The 21,171-nt window shown below is 46.4% G+C and carries 21 protein-coding genes; 14 read left to right on the top strand and 7 right to left on the bottom strand.

The features are described from left to right. Positions 1 to 82: 82 nt before the first annotated feature. Positions 83 to 412 (bottom strand): hypothetical protein, encoded by a 330-nt coding sequence (locus tag OU421_RS11835; protein WP_268186309.1) that lies wholly within the window; start codon positions 410 to 412, stop codon positions 83 to 85. 276 nt (positions 413 to 688) lie between these two features. Between OU421_RS11835 and OU421_RS11830 the strand changes: the two genes are divergently transcribed. After that, a complete protein-coding gene (locus OU421_RS11830; protein WP_268186308.1) occupies positions 689 to 1,210 on the top strand; it encodes a RimK/LysX family protein in 522 nt (173 codons plus the stop codon). A 235-nt stretch (positions 1,211 to 1,445) separates the two neighbouring features. Here OU421_RS11830 and OU421_RS11825 read toward each other — a convergent pair whose 3' ends face one another. Then, positions 1,446 to 3,785 carry an efflux RND transporter permease subunit gene (locus OU421_RS11825; RefSeq protein ID WP_268186307.1) on the bottom strand — a complete coding sequence of 780 codons (2,340 nt, stop codon included), beginning with the start codon at positions 3,783 to 3,785 and terminating at the stop codon, positions 1,446 to 1,448. A 38-nt stretch (positions 3,786 to 3,823) separates the two neighbouring features. Then, positions 3,824 to 4,255, bottom strand: coding sequence for a hypothetical protein (locus tag OU421_RS11820; RefSeq protein ID WP_268186306.1), 432 nt, complete (start codon positions 4,253 to 4,255; stop codon positions 3,824 to 3,826). A 594-nt stretch (positions 4,256 to 4,849) separates the two neighbouring features. Here OU421_RS11820 and OU421_RS11815 point away from each other — a divergent pair. Then, the gene (locus OU421_RS11815; protein ID WP_268186305.1) at positions 4,850 to 5,602 is read left to right on the top strand and encodes a TrmB family transcriptional regulator; all 753 of its coding nucleotides are present in this window, start codon (positions 4,850 to 4,852) and stop codon (positions 5,600 to 5,602) included. A gap of 155 nt (positions 5,603 to 5,757) precedes the next feature. On the opposite strand, the gene OU421_RS11810 is transcribed toward OU421_RS11815, so the two are convergent. Both OU421_RS11810 and OU421_RS11805 read right to left on the bottom strand, forming a co-directional pair. Then, on the bottom strand, positions 5,758 to 7,143 hold the full coding sequence (locus tag OU421_RS11810) for an alpha/beta hydrolase (RefSeq protein ID WP_268186304.1): 1,386 nt from the start codon (positions 7,141 to 7,143) through the stop codon (positions 5,758 to 5,760). 349 nt (positions 7,144 to 7,492) lie between these two features. Then, on the bottom strand, positions 7,493 to 8,239 hold the full coding sequence (locus OU421_RS11805; RefSeq protein ID WP_268186303.1) for a class I SAM-dependent methyltransferase: 747 nt from the start codon (positions 8,237 to 8,239) through the stop codon (positions 7,493 to 7,495). Positions 8,240 to 8,389: 150 nt separating this feature from the next. Between OU421_RS11805 and OU421_RS11800 the strand changes: the two genes are divergently transcribed. Together OU421_RS11800 and OU421_RS11795 are read left to right on the top strand one after the other, a co-directional pair. Beyond that, positions 8,390 to 8,962, top strand: coding sequence for a pentapeptide repeat-containing protein (locus OU421_RS11800; RefSeq protein ID WP_268186302.1), 573 nt, complete (start codon positions 8,390 to 8,392; stop codon positions 8,960 to 8,962). Positions 8,963 to 9,528: 566 nt separating this feature from the next. Further along, positions 9,529 to 10,218, top strand: coding sequence for a class I SAM-dependent methyltransferase (locus tag OU421_RS11795; RefSeq protein ID WP_268186301.1), 690 nt, complete (start codon positions 9,529 to 9,531; stop codon positions 10,216 to 10,218). A 69-nt stretch (positions 10,219 to 10,287) separates the two neighbouring features. On the opposite strand, the gene OU421_RS11790 is transcribed toward OU421_RS11795, so the two are convergent. After that, a complete protein-coding gene (locus tag OU421_RS11790) occupies positions 10,288 to 10,926 on the bottom strand; it encodes a hypothetical protein (RefSeq protein ID WP_268186300.1) in 639 nt (212 codons plus the stop codon). A 377-nt stretch (positions 10,927 to 11,303) separates the two neighbouring features. On the opposite strand from OU421_RS11790, the gene OU421_RS11785 reads away from it, so the two are divergent. Continuing rightward, positions 11,304 to 11,741: a YkgJ family cysteine cluster protein gene (locus OU421_RS11785; protein ID WP_268186299.1), complete on the top strand. Its 438-nt coding sequence runs from the start codon at positions 11,304 to 11,306 to the stop codon at positions 11,739 to 11,741. A gap of 22 nt (positions 11,742 to 11,763) precedes the next feature. Here the strand turns inward: OU421_RS11785 and OU421_RS11780 are convergent, their stop codons facing one another. After that, on the bottom strand, positions 11,764 to 12,225 hold the full coding sequence (locus OU421_RS11780; RefSeq protein ID WP_268186298.1) for a tetratricopeptide repeat protein: 462 nt from the start codon (positions 12,223 to 12,225) through the stop codon (positions 11,764 to 11,766). Between the two features lie 136 nt (positions 12,226 to 12,361). Here OU421_RS11780 and OU421_RS11775 point away from each other — a divergent pair, with 136 nt between their 5' ends. From OU421_RS11775 to OU421_RS11735, 9 genes are all read left to right on the top strand, one after another. Continuing rightward, entirely contained in the window at positions 12,362 to 12,904 is a 543-nt protein-coding gene (locus OU421_RS11775; RefSeq protein ID WP_268186297.1) for a hypothetical protein, read from the top strand. A 288-nt stretch (positions 12,905 to 13,192) separates the two neighbouring features. Beyond that, positions 13,193 to 14,008, top strand: a complete 816-nt coding sequence (locus tag OU421_RS11770) for a helix-turn-helix transcriptional regulator (protein WP_268186296.1) — start codon at positions 13,193 to 13,195, stop codon at positions 14,006 to 14,008. A 273-nt stretch (positions 14,009 to 14,281) separates the two neighbouring features. Then, the gene (locus OU421_RS11765; RefSeq protein ID WP_268186295.1) at positions 14,282 to 15,217 is read left to right on the top strand and encodes a hypothetical protein; all 936 of its coding nucleotides are present in this window, start codon (positions 14,282 to 14,284) and stop codon (positions 15,215 to 15,217) included. Positions 15,218 to 15,267: 50 nt separating this feature from the next. Then, complete coding sequence (locus tag OU421_RS11760; protein WP_268186294.1) at positions 15,268 to 15,591, top strand: hypothetical protein; 324 nt, start codon at positions 15,268 to 15,270, stop codon at positions 15,589 to 15,591. Positions 15,592 to 16,221: 630 nt separating this feature from the next. Further along, positions 16,222 to 17,358 (top strand): hypothetical protein, encoded by a 1,137-nt coding sequence (locus OU421_RS11755; protein ID WP_268186293.1) that lies wholly within the window; start codon positions 16,222 to 16,224, stop codon positions 17,356 to 17,358. Between the two features lie 455 nt (positions 17,359 to 17,813). Then, a complete protein-coding gene (locus OU421_RS11750) occupies positions 17,814 to 18,713 on the top strand; it encodes a UbiA family prenyltransferase (RefSeq protein WP_268186292.1) in 900 nt (299 codons plus the stop codon). Positions 18,714 to 19,012: 299 nt separating this feature from the next. Continuing rightward, a complete protein-coding gene (locus tag OU421_RS11745) occupies positions 19,013 to 19,774 on the top strand; it encodes a hypothetical protein (protein ID WP_268186291.1) in 762 nt (253 codons plus the stop codon). A gap of 104 nt (positions 19,775 to 19,878) precedes the next feature. After that, positions 19,879 to 20,478: a LolA family protein gene (locus OU421_RS11740; protein WP_268186290.1), complete on the top strand. Its 600-nt coding sequence runs from the start codon at positions 19,879 to 19,881 to the stop codon at positions 20,476 to 20,478. Continuing rightward, positions 20,475 to 21,098 (top strand): hypothetical protein, encoded by a 624-nt coding sequence (locus OU421_RS11735; RefSeq protein ID WP_268186289.1) that lies wholly within the window; start codon positions 20,475 to 20,477, stop codon positions 21,096 to 21,098. Before OU421_RS11740 ends, OU421_RS11735 begins: the two co-directional genes overlap by 4 nt. Positions 21,099 to 21,171: the final 73 nt, after the last annotated feature.

The following is a 21,171-nucleotide window of genomic DNA, read 5'->3' as shown; positions in this document are numbered from 1 at the left end:
GAAACCAGTGCATTACATCAGCCATGCTGCAAAACAACTCAGACAAACGCAAAGAACGAGAAAATCCAAGGAAAAACGGTGTTTATTCTTTCCCATACTCCCCCATCATCCGCGTCCCCAGATACGTCCTCGACTCCACATACCGAAACGTTGCCAGCTCTTCCTTTTCGAATGTAGCACGCTTCTCAAGAGATTCCAGGGTCGGCCATTCCTCAATTCCGATATAATCCCACTCTTCATTGGACCAGCGGCAATCAATCGTCATAATGAGTTTCATCCCGAGTTCGTCCATCTGTTCCCGATCCTTACGCATAAAGGCAGACTTTTCCTCAACTGAGAGATCATAAAATGCTTCCCTGATTTTGGCGAAATACACCCTGATGATGGATTTCGTCTCCGCCTTCGTATTCATATCACATTCCCCCACATGTCCATTTCACACCATATCATGTCACATGAATCCGGTGACAGATATACATTCCTGCACGTCCCTCAATAAAAGAGTTTAATAAAAACTCTCTCACAATATCCCTGAGAATTAACGCGGAGATAGTGAAAGGGTAAAGAGGAGAGATAGAATGGAGAGGCGAATCTGGATCGGGAAATGAAAAGGATGGTCTGGAGTTATGAGAAACACCCAATCCATCGAACCCCGGAGAGTATTCCTTTACGAAAAGAGGAGGGAGCAATGGAACCTGCCGATCTCCTGAGGGATTTGACCTTCCTCAAGGCCGAGAAGGATCTTGCCGCACGGTTTTCTCTCTCGCCTGAGGCCCTTCTCCCTATAATCTTCTCGATCCGGTATGGAGGTGACTGGAGCTACGCCTCTGAGAATCTCTCGACAATATCGGTGATGAAGAAGACGTCGGTGTACGATGAGGAGACAAAGCTTGGCTCCTCTCTGGAGGAAATTTATCTCCTCGTGAACCCGGCGATACAAGAGAGCGAAGGGACTGTCCACCGGCTCGAAAAATGTGGAAACCAGCCTGCCCGTCTCCTCGTGGAACGACCGTTCCGTGTCAGGGCCAGGGCAGACAGGATCCTGAAGATGACCATTGACCCCCTTGCCGGAGAGATCAGGATCAAGGGTCTCAGCAAAAAGGAGATCTCCTTCGAGGGTTCCCCGGCATATGGCTTCGCCCATGAAATCGAACATTTGGAGAAGAAGGAGATCACAGGAAAGGACCTGAGCGAGCTTCGGTTCGTCTGATCACCACATATGCCATCGATATGGTTTCAAAGATTCATTCTTTCAGGATTTTGTGGGTTGTCGAACAGGGACGCAGGGTTGCTCCTGCGCCCGATCTGACGTGTATCACAATTTTCATACATTCCTAAAACATGATAAAACCGGATTTCAGCGCCGACTAAATAAATTTCCTTGAAAAAATAATATTTTGTATTGTTCTTCATTCAGAACATTTTGCTGCATATCCTGACAATTTCTATTTATTTTTTTGATATCCGCCTGCATAATGGCGTTTTTTATCTTCTATAAAGTCATTTATCGACTCAAATACCGAGATTGCGGCAGGCATGACAATAATTGCACCCAGAATCGAGAACCCAACAGCAATGACCGTAACGATTCCAAAGTTCTGGATAATCGGCGAGGTTGAAAGCGTAAGTGCAGAGAACCCGCACACTGTTGCAAGACCGGAAACAGAAACGGCTGCCCCTATCTTCTGTACAGATGTCTGAATCGCTGTGATTGTGTCCAGCCCCTTCTCTTTTTCCTCCAGGTATCTCTCCATCATAACAATCGTGTACTCTGATGCAACACCAATTGTCATTGCACCAAGACATGCGGTAAGAAGCGAGTAGGTAAGACCCAATGAATACATGATGATACCATTCCAGCCTACAATCATGATAATCGGAACAAGCGGCGTGACCGCGGTGAATTTCCTGTACAATAACAGCAACAGCACAAGAATGAGCACAAATCCAACGATTGTCATCGGATTCTTGGTCTCCTCGATTCCATCGATAAGGTTACCAAACATCACCATCTGACCGGTATATGCAACATCCATGCCGGCATCCGGGGTATACCATTCCAAATCATCCTGCATATACGTGATCAGTTCCTGTGCTGCAGGAATTGAGATATCCCGCAATGAGAACTGCATCACCGTCTCGAGATTTCCATTTACATAATTATCCCGTGTACTCTCGGGAATACTATTCCAGACTCTTTCGATCTCAGCTGCCTCTGTCGGGAGAATTCCGTTGTTGTAAAGTCTCAGATATGTTGCAATACTTGTGACGCCGGTAAGATCATCCTGTTTGGAAAGCTCATATTCGCCAAAATCATCCACCCAGCGCAACGTATCAGGGTCCAGTATTGAATCTGACCGGATGAACGCGGTAATGGTGTTTGTTGAACCGATGACACTGCTCAGCTTATTCATCGATATCATCGCAGGCATATTCTGCGGCACCATCGCATCCTCATCGGTATCGATGATAATCGTTTCATCAAGCTGAATTCCGACAACAGCGACCATCAGAAGAATCACGAGGACAGGGACCGGGTTCCGTGCAATTCTTCCTGCAAGATTTCCTATTGCAACATCATATTTCTCCATAAAAGAGCCTTTTGTGCCGGGTTTTACCTCAGGATCATGATCGCATCCCTTCCAGTCAAGCTGGCAGGACTCTGCCTGATCAAGAGGATTTGACCCGCCTTTTTTGGGTTTGTATTTTACAATTGTTGCAAAGGTCGGGATAACAATCATGGCCGAGATGTAACAACATACTATACCGATAATGCATGTTGTTCCGAAACCTGAAATCATTGGTGACGGTGCAATAAAAGTTAATGCAACAAATCCAAGGGCAGTTGCAAGCATTGCAAAAAAGATTGCAGGACCTGAACTGGTAATAGTCGCAAAAACAGCCTCCTTCATTGGAGATTTGTTTATCTCTTCATCAAATCTTGACTGGAACTGAATTGCATAATCCACCCCGATACCAATTAAAACCGGAAACGCTGCAATGACAATGGAGGTGATCGGTATTCCTGCAAATCCCATTACCCCGAATGTGGAGATAATTCCACAGAATACGATAAAAACAGGGAGAAGCCGGTATCTCACATGACCAAACAGGAGACACATCGCAATAACCATAAAAATCAGTGCAAGGGCGATGAGGGTTCCCATACTGCTCTGCATATCCTCCTGCATCTCAACAGAAAACGCAGGGCTTCCTGTCGGAGTCACCGTAATCCCTGCCGGAGGAGACGAGAATGCAATGAGACTGTCTACATTTGAAACAATACCCTCTTTTGACGCATCAGATAATCCCGCTTCAAGAGGAATGCTTATAAGGGTCATCATCTTTGATGGAAGAAGAGCCTCCAGATAATCAGGGGACAGCGTATCCAGAACGGCATCGATTTCTGCCCTGCTTCGTGGTATAACTCCGTTGTTGGATAATTTTATCAGGTCTACAAGACCTGTTGCACCGGTGACATATCGTTCATCGCTGAGATCCTTTTCAAGATTATCAAGATAATGCAATACATCAGGACTGGTAACATCCTCTCCTTCTACTATCAACACAACAGTATCTGATCCGAATACATCAGTGTAATGAATCAGAAGGGAACCCACCGGCTTGTCGGTATTAAGATACGTTTTCGTTCCCGTCTCCATGACGGTCATTGTGGCGCCGTATATTCCCAGCAGCAAAACGGTGATTATCAGGCCTGCAACAACATAAGGTCGCTTATTTATCGATTCTGCTATAAATTCAAATATTGATTTCAAAATAATCATCCTCCGGTCTGAACCGAATCTGTTCCGGCTTCTTATCTTCAGACCTTTAAAGTGGACTGTTCTCGTGCCAATCCGTTTTTATTGAAAAATATCATTTTTTCTGTGGCAGATGAAATCCCATCAGGCGGCAGATAATCCGAGATTATGCTTGCCGTAATTCCTGCGGCAATACGGTCTTCATCGCCTGATAAAACATCAATTCCCAGACTTTCTGCAAAACACAACATCCGCTTTCGGTCATGAACAACAAATCCGCCGTTATTGCATGGTGAACGTATCATCTCAATTATCTCATGCAAATAGTATTCAGGAATACACCCTTCATGCAAGAACGTGATATGAAGAAATTCAGTAAGCTGAAGGTAACACTGTGGAGGGCAAAACCCTGCATCCTCCCATATACCTCCGGTCTCCGGATTGTTTTCATCTTTGTGAAGATGAATGCCAGAGGCGTTCATTTCTGTTTTCATTGCCAAGCCTCCATTACATCAAAGCGTGTGCTCTTTATCATCCGCAGAAAGGATCTGATTTTTTCGAACCCGACATGCAGCAGGATACCTATTCAACGACATAATTCATCTCTCAAATAAATTCCGTGTCTGAAACAGCAGATTTCTTTCTTTGGACTTCATTAGAGTATCAATATGGCAGATAATAATGAATGTACAACTCCCGGAGTTTTTATCAGAAAAAATTGAGAATTAGAGTGTTTTAGTGATAAAACAGGTATTGCCGCGAATTATTGTATGCTGTATTGTATTTAACAGTCTAAAAAAGAGATACGGGTATTTTACGATATATCACAGCGTATTTCCTTCTCTTCCCTAAGGGAGGAACATAATTTTATTTTAATTCCTTTTAGCCTGATAATTTACTCAGCAATACTCACATATCATTACGAAATTTCTCACGGCATTCACCTCACAGCAAACAGGAATGAGATCATCATGGCGGATTACCACTGTGAGACAATACAGGATAATAATCTCTGAATTCCTTCCTGATGCCCACATTATATATTGAAAGTAGACCGAATAATTTCATTGAAACTCTTGGAGTTGTAAATGTTTGAAACAGTATTAGAGACCCTGAAAAAACTTGGATTTACCGAATACGAGGCAAAAGTATATATTTCACTTGTTGGTTTCGGAATGGCGACCGCACGTGAAATCCACGAACACAGCGGTGTTCCGCAGGGAAGAATTTATTCGGTGTTAAGAAGTCTTTCAGACAAAAATTTCATAGAGGTTCAGAACGGAAACCCTTCATACTTCTATGCCGAAAATCCCGGTGCACTACTCAACAAACTAAAGACAGAGATGAACAACTCAATAAACGAGTCAATAGAATACCTTTCAAATCTTCATCTCAATTCAAGACCGCCTTCGCCCATATGGGCAATACACTCCGAATGGGGCATTAAAAACAGAATTAAGACACTCATTCAGGGAGCAGACAAAGAGATTATTATTTTTGTCGAGGATTATTCCCTTTTCGGATGGATAATGCCTGAGTTAACGAAACTCAAAAAACGGGTACACATTGAAATATATGCAAAAAACAAGGCTGATTTTGCAGGAACAAATTTGCGGGTGACGGAATTTTCAGAAAAGATGTGCTCTATGATGGAGAAAGTAGCCTCCATGGAAAAAAATGTCTCTGATACCCATGAATCAAAGATTACATTGATAATAGATGAATCTACAGGGTTTTTTGTCGGAAAAAATCAGAACCAGATTACCGGAGTGGTGATGCAGGTGCCGCAGCTTGTGTACACAATACGGACTTTTATGAAAATGCTGGGTGAAGAAGAATGAGACGGGATTTTTTTAAATGACATGCGCAGGTATTCCTATGATTCACCTTCGTAAGAATATTCATAATCCACTACACTTTCCTCCGGTCTCTAAGCAGGCAACCGCATAACAGGAATTTCAGGGAGCGTGGGCCAGACGGCCCCGTCCCAGTTTCCTTATCCCTTCATCCCCATCGCATCATCAAGCCAGTCAAACTTCTCAGCAAACGACTGCCCGAACGCCCCAAACTGGCAGTGCGACCCGGCACCGTACTCGTCGGAGAATTCCATGAATTCCCGCTCACAGGTGAGGTGGTCGTAGAGTCCCTTTGCCTGCATCCCGTCCGGGTCAAGGTGATCTGTCGCACCGTCGCAGACCAGTGTGGGGCATTGTATCTTTTCGGCAATGCCGTCGAGGGAAAATTCCATCCATTTTGCCCAGAACAGCGCCGGCGAGCTGGCATTGAAGACGAACATCCCGTTCTCGTTCATCCAGCGGGTGCCGGTATTCTCCGCCATAGCTTCTCTGAGGGCATCGTTGAACTCAACCGGATCCGTCAGCAGCCATTCATGCAGGTCTTCTTCCGTCATGTTCGCGGGCACTCCCCCGCCTTCCTGCAGGTTCCGAAGAAGATTCTGTCCAACGTCGTAGGTACCCGGGTCCGCGACGAGTGCCGCAATCCGGGGATCATATGCAGCACCGCGGGGGGCGAGGTAGCCCCCGAGGGAGATTCCCCAAAGTGCAATCCGGTCTTCGTCGACGTCGGGCCGGCTCACCGCATAGTCCACAACCGGTTCGATCACGTTCTCCCAATCAGGACGGAACGGCAGATGCTGGACCCGTATCACTTCGCCCTGACCCGGCCCCTCGAATGTCAGGACGTTGTATCCGCGTTTTACTCCTTCCATTGCATATGGATGGAGTTCTTCCTGGCACCCGTCAAAGCCGGTCTGGACGATAAGGAGCGACCGCGGTGTGCCGGAATTATCGACCATATAGAAATACCCAGGCAATGTGGTATTCCCGTACGGGATATCTACAATCTCATACGGGACGACATCGAGTGCGAGTGCATCCCGGAACGTTTCACGACCCTTTCCCCATGTCTCAACGATGCGGGGATCGGCGGGATTGCCATGCAGGAAGAACTCAGCCGTGCGGTAATACGTTGCGGCCCGGTAGTATGCCTCCATTGCGGAAACCCGGTGCCCGGCTGCGAGGCTCTCATCACCCGCCGTCCTGAAGGTGTCCGCGGTCCTGTTCCATTCGCTGTACCAACTCTCAAAGTTTCCCTCCTCGATTCGGGACGCAGTAGCGAGGCACTCACCGATATCGGCCTCTCCCGCATACGAGGCGCCAATTGTCCTCAGAAATTGGAACGCAAATTCCTGATCGGTAAATATGAGCGAAGGGCAGTCAGCTGCAGGTGCAGGTGTATCAGCCGCAGTGACGGCAGGTGAAGCCGGAGATTGCTGAACAGGCGCAGTGCATCCTGCAGAAATGACAAAAAGAATTGTGATCAGGAGAGTGATCGTTATTGTGAAGGCGTTCCCGGGTTTCATAGTGGACCACTGAAAGATACCGTACCAGGAATGATAACAGTTACGAAAATTCCGTAGGAGAAAATGGAATACCAATACCATGCTCAGCCGATCCCGTTGGCCGGTAGGTATGGGTCCTCTTTCTACTTCTTCCCTGAGCGATTCGGAGAATCCAGTCTCTCGCGAACGATAGACCAGGGATCTCCTCACCTCTCACTCTTCTGTTTGAACAGGACCGGGGTTACAAAAATCATACATTTTTGTACACACGGCATTTTCCCGAGTGTGCAGACGGAGGTGGAAAAAATGCATTCTCCAGCATCTTTACCCGACGTTCCCACCCAAGAGCAAGCGGAATCCCCCTGACCGATCACCTCCTCCGCAGAATGAAAAAATGGTAGCCATACTCGTCTCCGTGCTCCCGGTGCATCGCGATCTCCCGCTCCGAGAACGCGACCAGCGCTTCCTTATCAGGATCGCCGGCAGCCGACGCCTTCAGGTCGGGCAGTCGTTCGAGGAGCGGCGTATAGTAGTTGTCCCACCACACGGACCCGGGGAGCGGGAAGGTTGTGATGACGTCATAGCCGGCGCCCTCAGCGATCGCACCATTCTCCGAAACCGATGTTATCGCCGGGTAGCAATCGTCCCAGAACGCCACCGCCTCCGGCGAGGGCAGATCGGTGAACCAAACCGCTTCAGTGACGCAGAGGTAGCCACCCGGCCGGAGAAGGCGCTTCCACGACTTCAACCCTTCCCCGAACCCGACGATGAAGATAGAGCTCTCCGCCCAGATGATGTCGAATGACGCATCCTCAAACGGCAGGTCGTCCATGGACGCCTGTAGCATTGTAATCCGGTCTCCGACCCCGGCCGCTGCCGCTTTCCGGGCAAGATCGTCCAGGTACGGCTGGTGGATGTCGACTGCCGTAACGTGCCCGTCCGGGCATATACGTGCCAGCTCAATCGTCTGCATCCCTGCCCCACACCCAATATCCAAAATCTTCGGCTGGTCCGGAAGATTGTTCAGCATAGAAAACGCTTTCCTCGTGCATTCGTTGTTTCCCGGCCCCTGGCGGGGAAGTCCTTCATGCATGGTAAAAATAAATGAAATGTCCATTACCGCCTATGCGTCGTCTGATCCTATATAGTGGCTGGTTATAAGCCGGGTTCCTGAACGACAGTCCATTGCCATGAATGGAAAGGATTCAAATAGAGAAATAATCCAATGAAATTACGTGTTATCCTCTGGATGCGATGAGACGATTTCATGAATGAACAATCATACTATGACCAAATTTTTGAAAAACTGGATTATTCAGATATTGAATTCTGCGGCATGGAATTTGAGTCATGTACATTCAATGACGGTAATTTCTCAAACAGCAATCTGTCACAGAATGATTTCATGGACTGCCGGTTTCATTCCTGCAACATGAGCTCCGCAAATCTCAAAAATACCAGTCTGAAAAATGTCGATTTCATCACCTGCAAACTGACAGGCGTTGATTTTGGCTACTGCAATGCATTCCTTTTTGCCGTGAACTTCAAAAACTGCCGTATGGACTATGCCGTATTTTATAAAAATGCCTTACAGAACACTACCTTTGAAGATTGTTATCTTCACGAAGCCAATATAACAGATTCCGATTTGCAGGGAGCAGTGTTTCAGAACTGTGATCTTCTCCATACCGTTTTTAGCCAGAACAACCTGAGAGGTGCGGATTTCACAACATCAGCGAATTATGCTATTGACCCTGCGACAAACAGATTGCAGAAGGCAAAGTTTTCCTATCCCGGTGTACTGGGATTACTGGAAAATTCTGACATTATCGTGGAATGACCAGTGCCTGCCCCCCTACATTTGAGTCGAAATACCGGTCTTCGGGTAAGGTAACGCATAAATACCGCCTTAAACAGACCCGCACCCCGGAAAACACGTCCACACAGACGGCCGGAGAGGGGCGATCTCACCCCGGGATAACCCATACATCCTCTCAAAATATCTGCGAATAGGACCCCCATAATAATCTGCAAAAATCCGTAATTTAAGCAAATAAAGGCCAGTATAACCATATTTTTTCGGTCGCAATGATGAAGAGAAAATACGTCCATTTTGCCCCCCGATGCCTCATCAGACACCCATCGCCGTCAACGGGATTGATGGATCATCTGTTGGCGGGGCACCCATATTCGTATACAGACGCAATTACTAAACCAGTCGTTCCCGCACATAAACAAATCAAATAATCCACCCAGTCATACAGATTAAACGGGCACATACAACTGTTGAAGATCCCAACGGGCCTGCATACTTGAGAATTCTGACAGAGTAACCATTTGTAACACAACAGAAATATCTCCATATCGCAAAGATTACTACGAAGGGATACAGAAGGGAACAAAAGCATGAAGAGGAACAATGGAGAAGGGGCATACACGAAGTGGGACCTTAAAAAGCTGGCAGCGGAGTACGACGATATCGCCACCAAAACCATCCCCGACATGGAACACTTCTATAGAGCCGTAACAGACGCTCTCCCGGAGCACAGTGCGAGGGTGCTCGAACTCGGCTGCGGCACCGGCCTTCTCACCGCACGGATACGACGAACACACCCGGATACAGCCGTCACCTGCGTCGACAATTCGGAAGCAATGCTCGCAGCCGCCCGGCAGAAACCGGAGCTCTGTGACGTCACCCTGACGCAGGGGGATATCAGGGATCCGTGGCCCGACGGCCCGTATGACGCTATAATGAGCACCTTCTGCCTCATTGCCCTTGAATCCGATGAGCGGCGGGTATTGCTCAGGCGGGCATACGATGTGCTTCGCCCCGGCGGTGTCTGCATCACGGGATGCGTGGTGAGACCCCCAAACGCAGAAGAGGAACAGCGAGAGCTGGCCCGCTGGGTGACGTTCATGCAGGATGCCGGTCTCGGCCCGGACGAGATCCAGCGGCAACGTCTGTCTTGGGACGATACACGGGCCAGAATCCCCACGGCGGAGGGATTCAGGGAAATGATTGAGGAAGCGGGCTTCACCCAAATCCAGTGCCCGTACCACCGTGGATTGTATGCCATCTTTGTCGGGGTACGGTAGGCCTCAGCGCATAGCTCTCCCTTCAGAAAAATTCCTTTGTGCCCATTTTCATCCCATAAAATGAAAGGGTCAGTAATAGATCATCGGCCAGATTACGTGCCACAGACTATAATCCGTAAGTCTCCAGATCACCGGGGCCAGAAATCCGTATTTCCGGAAAAGAGTAATGGGAATCAGGTTTCCTGCAAATATGAAGATGAAGAGACCGGCTGCAAACCCCATGCCCGGAAGCATTCCCATCTGATACATGCCGGTAATCTGCATAACCGGTTCCCACAGACTTGCGAGAATGGCAACCACGACAAAAACCTCAGTCTGGTATTTTCCTTTCAGGAGGATATCTGAGACTAACCAGATCAGAAAAACCACCGGGATAAGATGATACAGTATTTCAAGGAAGATCCCACCGCTGAGATACACGGGAATGGAAAGCGGAAAGGCCACATGGATATTGGGCAGGTTCATTGCCAGACCGACTAGAATCTCTACCAGAGCAAACCCAAGACCCAGCAGGACCGGATACAAAAACCGCTCATTATTAGAGATTTTTTCGTCCCAGATTCCGGGAAAACCGGTTTTTTCCGTAAGTTTTATCGCAATGAATCCAAAAACAGCTGCAAAGGTGAGAGCAGACCATGTTCCGGTCCAGTTTTGCACAATAGGATGGTCCACCCCCATATATGTCCAGACAGCTTTTCCAATAAACATCAATAAAACGAGAACCAAGAATGTTTTTTCCGATTTGGTTATTACGTGCATGATAGCGTTCCCGATAGAAGATTTACGATCTCCCGAACGTGTTCAGAGAATACCAACCAGTCAACGAGAATTCCATACAGGTGCAGATTGATATTAAGGTTTTGTGCAAAGGAATGGGAAATACCTCCATCTCCCGGCCCGATGATCACTAGCGATGCCAAATACGGGGAAATATCCAAAACGCAGGAAACAGAAGCACGTATCTTATCATGACGGGTGAGAAACCATTCAGATAATGATTATGACCGTGCACGAACCGCCCGCTCTTCAGGGGGAATGTCGCCATCGCCTGTGAGTGTTGTCAGTGCGGCAACTGCTGCAGTAACATGCGACTCGTTCATGTAATCACAGAGGACCGTGGCGACTACACCTTTGTTGTCTATAACTACTATTCCGGGGACGTGAAGGAAGTCCGGGTTGATGTGGACAAATATGCCCTCTATGAAGACCGGAGCAGTCTTGCGGGACTGCCGGACGCATGCCCGTTTCTCCGGTTTGACACCGAAGGGAAGGCGTGGTGCACGGTGCACCTCACCCGCCCGGACATCTGCCGCGATTACTGCTGCTGGCGCCTGCTCATTTCTGATTCGAATGGCAAACGGGCCGGTCGCGTGCTGTATCAGCGAACTTTCCTTGCGGACAACGACGAACTCAAAGATCTCTGGGAACAGATGAAACCAACACTGAAAGGACTGAGTGACAGTGAATGGGATCGGGCCGTCATCCGTCATCTCACGGCAGCCGGTTACCGGGTGCGGGAGTAGCTGTTAAAAAGAAGATATCCAATTATTGTGAGCAGATTTTCTCATTGTAGACATACCAGTTGTGCGCATCGAGTGCCAGTTCGGGGTCATATATTGTGGCATTTTCGAAACACGGGAGCGACTCGCAGTGCCTGTTCATATTCATCAGGATAATTCCCTTGAGATACCAGGCCGGACCATATTCCGGCTCAAGCTCGATTGCTTTATTGCAGCTAATAAGCGCTTCCTCATATTGATTGGAATAATATTGATCGCAATTATCATTGTAATACAGACCCCGGTAAAACCACGCTTCGGCGTTATCCGGGTCTGACAGGACTAAAGTGTCATAATATTCCTGACTTTCATTCACCGGTTCCAGAAATTTCTCCGACGGCATTCCATCCGGAGAAATAGTACCATCATCAACGCAACCGACCGCCATGACACAGCAGATGATTGCCAGTACAACAAAGCCCCCCCGATACAGCATTCCATCACTCATATAATGACATATATGCCACACATTATATAATTCCATATGATCAGCACCGGAATACCGATCATCCCCACAAAGGAGAGATCCCTGTGCACGGGACCGGGGAAAAGCAGATGAAAATGGTAGATGAAAAATGCTGAAAATGAATACAATGGCTCTGTTGAAATATTGTATTGTCCTGATTGCAGTCCTCATCATAGTGCTCCTCGCGCTGGCGGTGATGACGGGATTTCCTCTGGGGGAGCCGGAATCACCGGACCCGTCCGAACATCACATACCACCGGAGTACTGGGCAAATGCATCTCCTGCAACTCCTATCCCGGAATCCGAAATGATCACCATCATCCTCGCAGAATCAACACTAAGTGCACCGGGTCAGGATACCCCGACGGGTATTGTTGAAATCCCCCTCTCACGGCTGAACCTGAGCTCCCGGTTCATGAAATCCGATGAGTATGAGAACTGGTACTTGGAAACAGACCTTGATACCGGGAAATCTGTTGTCCTGATACGGATGCCGCAGACGGTGTATGAACGCCACATCGCAATGTCCAAAAATGCTACCGTGTCGCTTCCGGAAACATCCTTCTGCCGCATTTACCAAAATCTCTCTGACCTGAACGCCCACATACAGCGGGACGGGGAGGGGGTAAGAGTTCTTCCTGATTACGGCGGGAGGGAATAAATCGAACAGTAAATAGTATCTTCGAACCCTCCCCGCCACCCCATTTCTCCTGCTGAACCGATGGTACCGAAAGCCCCTCTTGTGCGGAAGAGAATTCTCATATAAATATGGCATGGGAATGGTCAAAGGGCATCCTCATGCAAGAGAACAACCGGCGAGAACCGGCAAATATTTTCAGACCAATTTGCCAATTTTTTCCAATTATGGCAACAAATACAGAGCTTTTGGCTTCAAAATTAAAGTATATCAGTATATATGTAAAAATAATGATTATTAATAAGGCATACCATGGACACGCTTGAGATTTTCAATACATACCAGGATGGCATCCAGAAGCTGTTCAGGTCACGGCTGCTTTTGCAGATCATGATCTCATTGAGTGAGGGAGGCAAAACTCTCGCAAAACTTCGTGATGTGACCGACACTACTTCACAGACACTCCTTCCAAAGATTCGGTTTCTGGAGGGAGTACACTATATTCACTACCGTGACGACGCCTATTATCTGACCCCTCAGGGAAAGGTCATTTCATCACAGGTACAGGATCATATCAGAGCAGGATACCTTTTCAGTAAAAATCCAAAATTCTGGTCCACACATTATCTTGAAGTACTTCCTGCCCCGTTCCTGCGTGACATCGGCGACCTCTATAATTCCACGATTGTCGAAACCAGCAATACCGATATTTTTTCCGTCCTTGAGTGTTTTTTCGAGATGATTGCAGATGCCGAACGGATATCTGTCGTCTCCTCTTTCATGAGCCACAACCATGCAGATGCCCTCATTACGAAGGTGAAGGAAGGAGTACATGTGGAGATGGTGGTGAACTCAGAGATCGCTGAAGAACTCAGGAAAGAACCGTTTCTGAGTAAGATCAAAGAGATTGAAGGCTATAATCACTTCAGGGTATATGTGGCGCCCATGCCTCTTTATATCGGGTTGACGGTGACCAATGCAACCCTCTCATTCGGGCTGTGCAGGAATGATGATTTCAAGTACGATATCTCAAGCGACCTCATCGCCACTGACAGTCCGGCCCTTGCATGGGGTGATCGTCTCTTTTCGTATTACCGGGAAATATCAGAAGAATTTACCATCATCTGATTACACCTCCTCTTCCAGACTCACTTTTTTTCAAACCCCATAAGGGGTACCATTATATTCAGCAGATCACTGAATATTCTTCAATCTACTGAATATTTGGCAAACGTACTAATGTATACCAGAAGAGACGAGAGTAAATTGTAGTCGGGAGTTCACCTCATTTCACACAGTCAGATGAACCCGCACTGCCCGGAGGCAAAACTTCATTGGCTTCGATAGTATTTGTAGCTGCTGTCATAGTTTACCTCCGGTTCGAAAAACGGAGGAAAAAGTATGAAAAAAAGAATTGAAATGCGGGCACTCTCCGTGCTCCTGGCGTTGCTGCTGGTGAGCGTGGTGATGGTGTCGGCGGGGAGTGCGCAGCAAGAGAGTAATGACACAGAAATCATAAAAACGTCATTGACTGAACTTCTTGATGAACAAGTTATTGACTACAATCAGGCCGTATCCGTGCAAGACCATCAAAAAATAATGCAATCTGTAGAGAAAATTGATTCAACACTGTTGAAATTATCTAAAATTGGATATACTGCGGATTTATCTTCGACATCTCAAATGATGAAAGGACAAAATAATGAGTATATTCCAACGACGGTAAAATATGAAATTAAAGAAATATCCAGAGACGATGTGAAGCAAGGACATTCATTTACTGCAAGTGAAGAGCAACTGAAGGTATACAATGAACTTAAGGGTGAACATATTACAACCGGAGAATTTCTTGAAAACGTTTTTCCAGATGCATTAAATGGTATGTCTGAAAGCACAAAACAGTTTATTTACCAACAGCCATTCATATGCTCAGAGGATCAGAATACTGGTTTATCCACGAACGACCAAACGGAAGAACAACAATTATTGGACGGTCTGCCTTTTATTGTTGTGCATCCCGAATCGTCTCTTAACCAGAGATTATTTTCAATGACTGTGGATTTTGAATCATATAGCAGAGTTTGGCTTCCAAATCCCTGGTATACAATTCCTTACATGTCCGTTGCATCTGATTTGGAAAAAGACAATGGAATAACATATGCCCTTGATTATAAGGATGGCTGCAATGTATATGAAATGAAGGCCGGTTTCGCATACACAGTTCTTTCGTCGGGTAATTATAAGACAACAGGTGGCCACATCGCAGAAGTTGGGCCGTTATATTTCCCTCCTGTACAGACATATTTCACCGATACAGGATGGACATATATTTCATAAATATTTTAATTCTTCAAAATTATAATAATTATTTAATGTAGGTAAAATTCATGGAAAAACAGGAACAGGTAACCAACACAGATTCTGTTGAAATCTCTCAAATCGATACGTTTTCATTTGTAAAAATGTTCACCGGAATTGTCTCCGGTATTGCTATTATTTTGTCTGTTTGCGGTTTTTTATTGTATTATTTCATCATCAGAGGGAATATGATATTCCTTCCGAAAGAATATGCAGGGTTTTTTCAGTTCTTCAACATCTATACCATTATCGGGTGCCTTGGTGCAGTCATCGTCATTAGTAGTATTGTTGGGTTCCTTCTTGCAGAGATATATAATATCATTGCCCGAAAAATAGGGAGACAATTATCTTAATGAACAAATAACTGTTCAAAAATACCCTCATCGGACATTCGATTTTTATAAATCCGGAGAACAGTCCCATCCGGTCCGGGCAGAAAACCCATTCTCTTCATCTGTGAGCAGTACAGCCGCAAAGAGCCGGTGTTCGGCTGGTATGGTGGAAATCCCCGAAAAATCGACAGTCGTACATCAACACAGATGTACTGACAATACATTGCCACTTTGTGCTGAACCACCTTAGAATACTATTCACTAACGTGATCCAAATTTTCCATAATTTCGTCGGGAAAATGAATTTGACAGTTAAACAATATCCCATCAAAAGTTCACGAAATTGTCCAATAATTCAAACCAGGACATACGATCCTGACAGGTATTTTTACAATGTAACTTCACCCGGGAGATATTATCATATTAAAACCCGGCCAGCCTTTTTTTTGAAGAGATCCATTAATCACAAAGGCCATAGAAAGATTTTCAAACCGTCATCAGAACCACAAGGGCAAAGAGGATTATCACATGCCCCTCCCAGATACTGTTCATCACCTCACGTCATCTCAATCCGAACGCCCACATATTCCTCAGATCACCGAATATTCATCAAACGTACTAATGTATACCAAAAGAACAAGAATTTAGAGTATGCTGAGCCAGGATCACCAAAGAATACGGAATACGGCCACCGTGATCATCGTCGTTCTTTTCATACTAACCACACTATTCACCGCCGGATGTCTCAATAAAAGACAGTACGGCACAGGAGATATAATAACGGGTATCTGGATCCTCAAAGTCGATGCAGACGGGAACAAGCAGTGGACCACGATCATTGATGGCGACCCAAAAATAACCGGTGCAGCGATTATCCAGACTTCTGACGGCGGGTACGCAGTCGCAGGCACAGAGGGTCTCATCCCCCGCATTTTTACCTTTGATGCAGGGGGTGAGGCGGTATCAGATATCGCCATTGATACAACACTGGAATGGGGTGAATCACTTGTCGAGGCTCCGGGCGGCGGGTATGTCGTCGCCGGACATTCGGGAGTTCTGACACGGATGGATGTAAGGGGAAATACCCTCTGGAACACATCAATCGATGACGAAAGCGAACGGGGGGAACGGTTGGTGCTGGTCAGGGCACCGAACGGCGGATATGCTGTAGTGGGGAACAATCAGTCCGTCAGACTTGACGAGAATGGAATGACCCTCTGGGAGACCGCATTTGCTCCGGACAAGAGTGCCCGAACGATAATCACAGCACCCGCGGGAGGCTTTGTCACCGGAGGAACCTGCGACGCCGGTGCGTGGGTCGCCCAACTCAATGCCGAAGGAGACCGCGTATGGAACAGGACGTTTTCGAACGAATTACTTACCCGCCTCTATATCGTCCGTCTCTCCCCCGCAGGCACATATGACCTCATCTATGCTACCGAACAGGTTATTACCAGGGGCCCGGAATATAGTTTTTTCACGGAGACAACCGAAGTATCCCTCTCTGCAAAAGGCGAACTGATCGCGGAACGGCCCGTGCAGGCCTCCCCATTCATCGTCGCGACTGAAGACGGCGGATATGCATATGCCGGATATTCTAACCCAAAATATAACCAACTGCATGAGTCCGGCCATCGCGGCACTCCCCTCCAGGTCGTCAAGCTTGACAATGACGGGGCGGTCACATGGGATAAATCGTTTAATATCGGGAATGATCGATACGTTACATCAATCATTCAGACGGCAGACGGCGGATTTGCTATCTTCGGAAATTCGATTTATTTCTGAACGCTTCGTATCGTGCAGGGATGGTCGATATGGATTCTGAAGGGTCCGGTATTTCGATTTGCACGTTGATATGCACAATGCCTATCGCAGCAAGGTTGTAAACTCCCTCCTCTTCTTTCAGCCGGAATTTGCCTGCTGTTCTTTTCACAGAATTATCTAAATAACAAAGATTTGGTCAAAGAAGATTCAGATGAGAATGTCATTGGATGATTTTGACAAATCACGGATATACTATTACAAATGACCTTATCAGCCCTGAAACAGTCCAGCCATTACATCGGTGAGTACCTCTTTTCATATCATCAGGACATATCAAAAGTATTCAGCCTCATATACCCCTGCAAATACTCAAAAGGGATTTTTTCTGACTCTCACGAGGGCATTCTTTATATTAGTCAGATAACTTAACATTCGGCGAACGAACTAATGTCAATTACCTGTAACCATGGTAATGTATGTTCAAATTCGAGCATACCCCCGGAAACAGTGAGCTGAATCTTCAGTCATTGTTTGATACAATTTTGTACAGCTCTTTGTATCTCTGCATTGCCGCCGTTTCAATGGTTTACCTGTCTTCTGTGCTACAGGACATACCGGTATCTCCGGCGTCATGCGTTATCATGTTCCTTGTCACCTTTTCGGTATACAACCTGAACAGGAAAACAGACGAGGATGAAGATGCAATCAACCATTCCAAACGTTATGCGTTCACGAAAAAACATATAAACAGTCTTATGTATTTATCCCTTGCCGCATACGTTGTTGCATTTCTGATAGCAGGGATGTACGGGATTATGGCAGCGGTAATCACCGCCATACCCCTCGTAAACGGAATTTTATACAGCATACCGTTTCTGCCCGACAGGTTCAGGTACCGTCGCCTGAAGGACATCCCCTTTGTGAAAAACTTCATTGTGGGACTTGCCTGGGCGCTTCCGGTCGCACTTCTGCCGGTTGCATGCGCAGGAATTCCCCTTGGGGAGATGACAATTGCAATGGGGCTCTTCTTCTTTCTCCTGTCATTTATCGATTCAACGGTATTTGACATACGGGATGTACGGGGCGACGCCGAGACAGGCGTGCAGACTATCCCTGTGATCCTTGGAATTCCGTGGACCAGAATCCTTCTGTCAGTAATGAACGCCATGGGTATCGGGATAATTCTCGTTCTTTGCAACGGATATCTCTCAATTGTCGAAACGGCAATCATTGCCGGTATCGCGATTTATGTACAGAGTTATATTATTTTGTTCAACGGAGCCGAACTCAGCAGAGTGCTGTATGACCTCATTGCCGACGGGCAGTATCTGCTCCTTGGAGGAGTGATGTACATCTCCACCGTATGTATTGCATAAGGGGCGGGGCTAAAACCCGTTTCTTATTTCACAGGATTCTATTATTTGTTCTGAAAATCGTATGAGCCGCAAAAGAGCGTTGCTTTCCGTGTCAGTATACATACATCAGATTACTGAATATTCGGCGAACGAACTAATGTATACTAAAAAAGATGAGAGTTAATTGTAGTCGGGAGTTCACCTCCTTTCACACAGTCAGATGAACCCCGCACTGCCCGGAGGCAAAACTTCATTGGTTTCAATACTATTTGAGGCTGTTGTCATGGTTTACCTCCGGTTCGAAAAACGGAGGAAAAAGTATGAAAATGAAATTCAGAACCCGGTTACTGTCTGTGCTGCTGGCGTTACTGCTGGTCAGCATGGTGATGGTGCCGGCAATGGCTTGTGTACCTGGTACATCTTGTGGCGATGTCAAACAAAAGATGGGGCAAACCGATCTATCGGGCTTGGAAAAGTACGAGGCTGTTGCTTCTGCTTTGAATCTGAACGATGTGCGAAAACTTTCGGGAATCCCGCGTTCCGAAGATCTGAGTATGATCGTCGACAACGCCAAGGCATTTTCTCTCGAGAAGAAGTATGACGATGGATCAGTTAAACAGATAACTGCTGTCGTATTGCCCGTTGAATCTATTATCGACAATGGCGACTCCATTCAGACGTCGAATGTTATTGCAGTATGGGACAATGATGGGGCTCGGGTACTCAAGTACACAAGTACGTATCAGGACAAATCCCTGAATAAACTTACGTTTAGCAGAATCGACAGCAATGGAGACGTAATTGAAGAAATTATAATCGATGGCGGTGCCTTGGCTGAAGGAATGCCAGAACAGTTCTTCGCAACAGAAGAAGATGGTTACTGGGACTGTGTTTCCAGTTGCATCATTGGGGATTGTCTCTGTGCGATTCTGGGAATCCCCTGCCCACCAGGAATTCCAATCTGCGACATATGTGTAGCGTTGTTGACACCCTGCTATTATATGCCAAGCCCGTATACCTGTGCACCTGCTGCGGTTTGTATGGGGGTAGAGATAGCGTGGTGTATGGGAACTTGCCTATAAATGAGGCAAATACCTTCTTTTTTACGGTGGATTAGATGAAGTTACAATGGCACACCCAATTCATGTTGATTATCGTAGTATTTGCGTTTATTTGTTCTGGTTGTATGGATTCAGATATTGATGCAAATACGCTTCTGGAAAAAGTTACAGAGAGTCAGCAAAACATCGAGAGCTTAGCGTACATCGAAACACTTACTATGTACATCGGGAATGAAACGAGAACTGTTGAGTATGATGTACGTTTGAAGAAGCCGGATAAGTTCCGAAGGATTGAGAGGAGCGGCTCCTTCACACACTCGGAGATCGTTTCAAATGGAGAAGAAATCCGAATCTATGATCCTATCAAAAATGTTGTGCTGATAAGGAATCAGACTCCATCAGAGAAGATACCGGAGCCTGCGATCTATACATTTATGACTAACATTACTGAAAAATACACCATAGAAGATCCAGAAATGGAATCGATCAACTCAACTCAGGTCTATAGAGTGAAACTGATTCCTCATGAGCTGGACAACGGGAGTGCAAGGGAGTACCTTGTATGGATCGATTCAAATAATTTGATCCCGTTGAAACTGCAGAGTTACTATGAGGGCAATTTGGTATTATCCCTCGAATATCGAAATTACTCTATAAATTCCATAACAAACGATGACGAGTTTTCTTTTACCGTCCCCTATGGTGCGTCTGAGGTGTACATATGAAAATAGATTATATCATCAAAGAGGAAATGTGGCGTTCAGTTGCAGTGTATTTTGTATCATTTCTTGTTATCGGCATCCTCGTCGTGAAGGGGTACCTGCCGTTACCACTATCTTCCATATTCCTCCTGGCATTGGTTCCCACTGCAACGCACTTTCTTCTCATGGTGTGGTATAGACGAAAGGAACATCTGGCTGACCCCACCATCACGAATATCCTCCGTCACGCCCTTCAACTGGAGGGACACGGAGAAAAAGATACAAAGCAGAGAAGAGCCGTCATTGAGAAGGTGGTCGATGCCGTTCTTGTCGTCGCGGTTTTTTTGATATATCTCTATGCATCCCTCGTATCTTCCGTCAACCAGATCTTCTGGTTCCTCGCCCTTGTTATCATCGGCATACTATTGACGCGTATTATCTTTATCGAACGTGGTAAATATCGTGTTAATCTCGTGCGATGGGTTGTCTTCTACTTCATAGTATCCGCAATAATTCTTCTGCGCTATCTGATACTAGAGTATCCCGTTATCCCCATCCTTGGAGGACTCATACTCGTCGGGATTGTTTCCATTGTTGTCCTATTAATGTGGGAAAAACGGTTTGCACGGAATGAAATGGACTGATGGCCGATGGATGGTTTGTGGATTGTGCTGAGGGTGAATGATACGATCTGCACGGCTCTCTGGAGGTCGGTAA

Origin of the sequence: Methanogenium organophilum (assembly GCF_026684035.1) — an archaeon.
GTDB lineage: Archaea > Halobacteriota > Methanomicrobia > Methanomicrobiales > Methanomicrobiaceae > Methanogenium > Methanogenium organophilum.
This window is presented reverse-complemented; position numbering and strand designations above follow the sequence as displayed.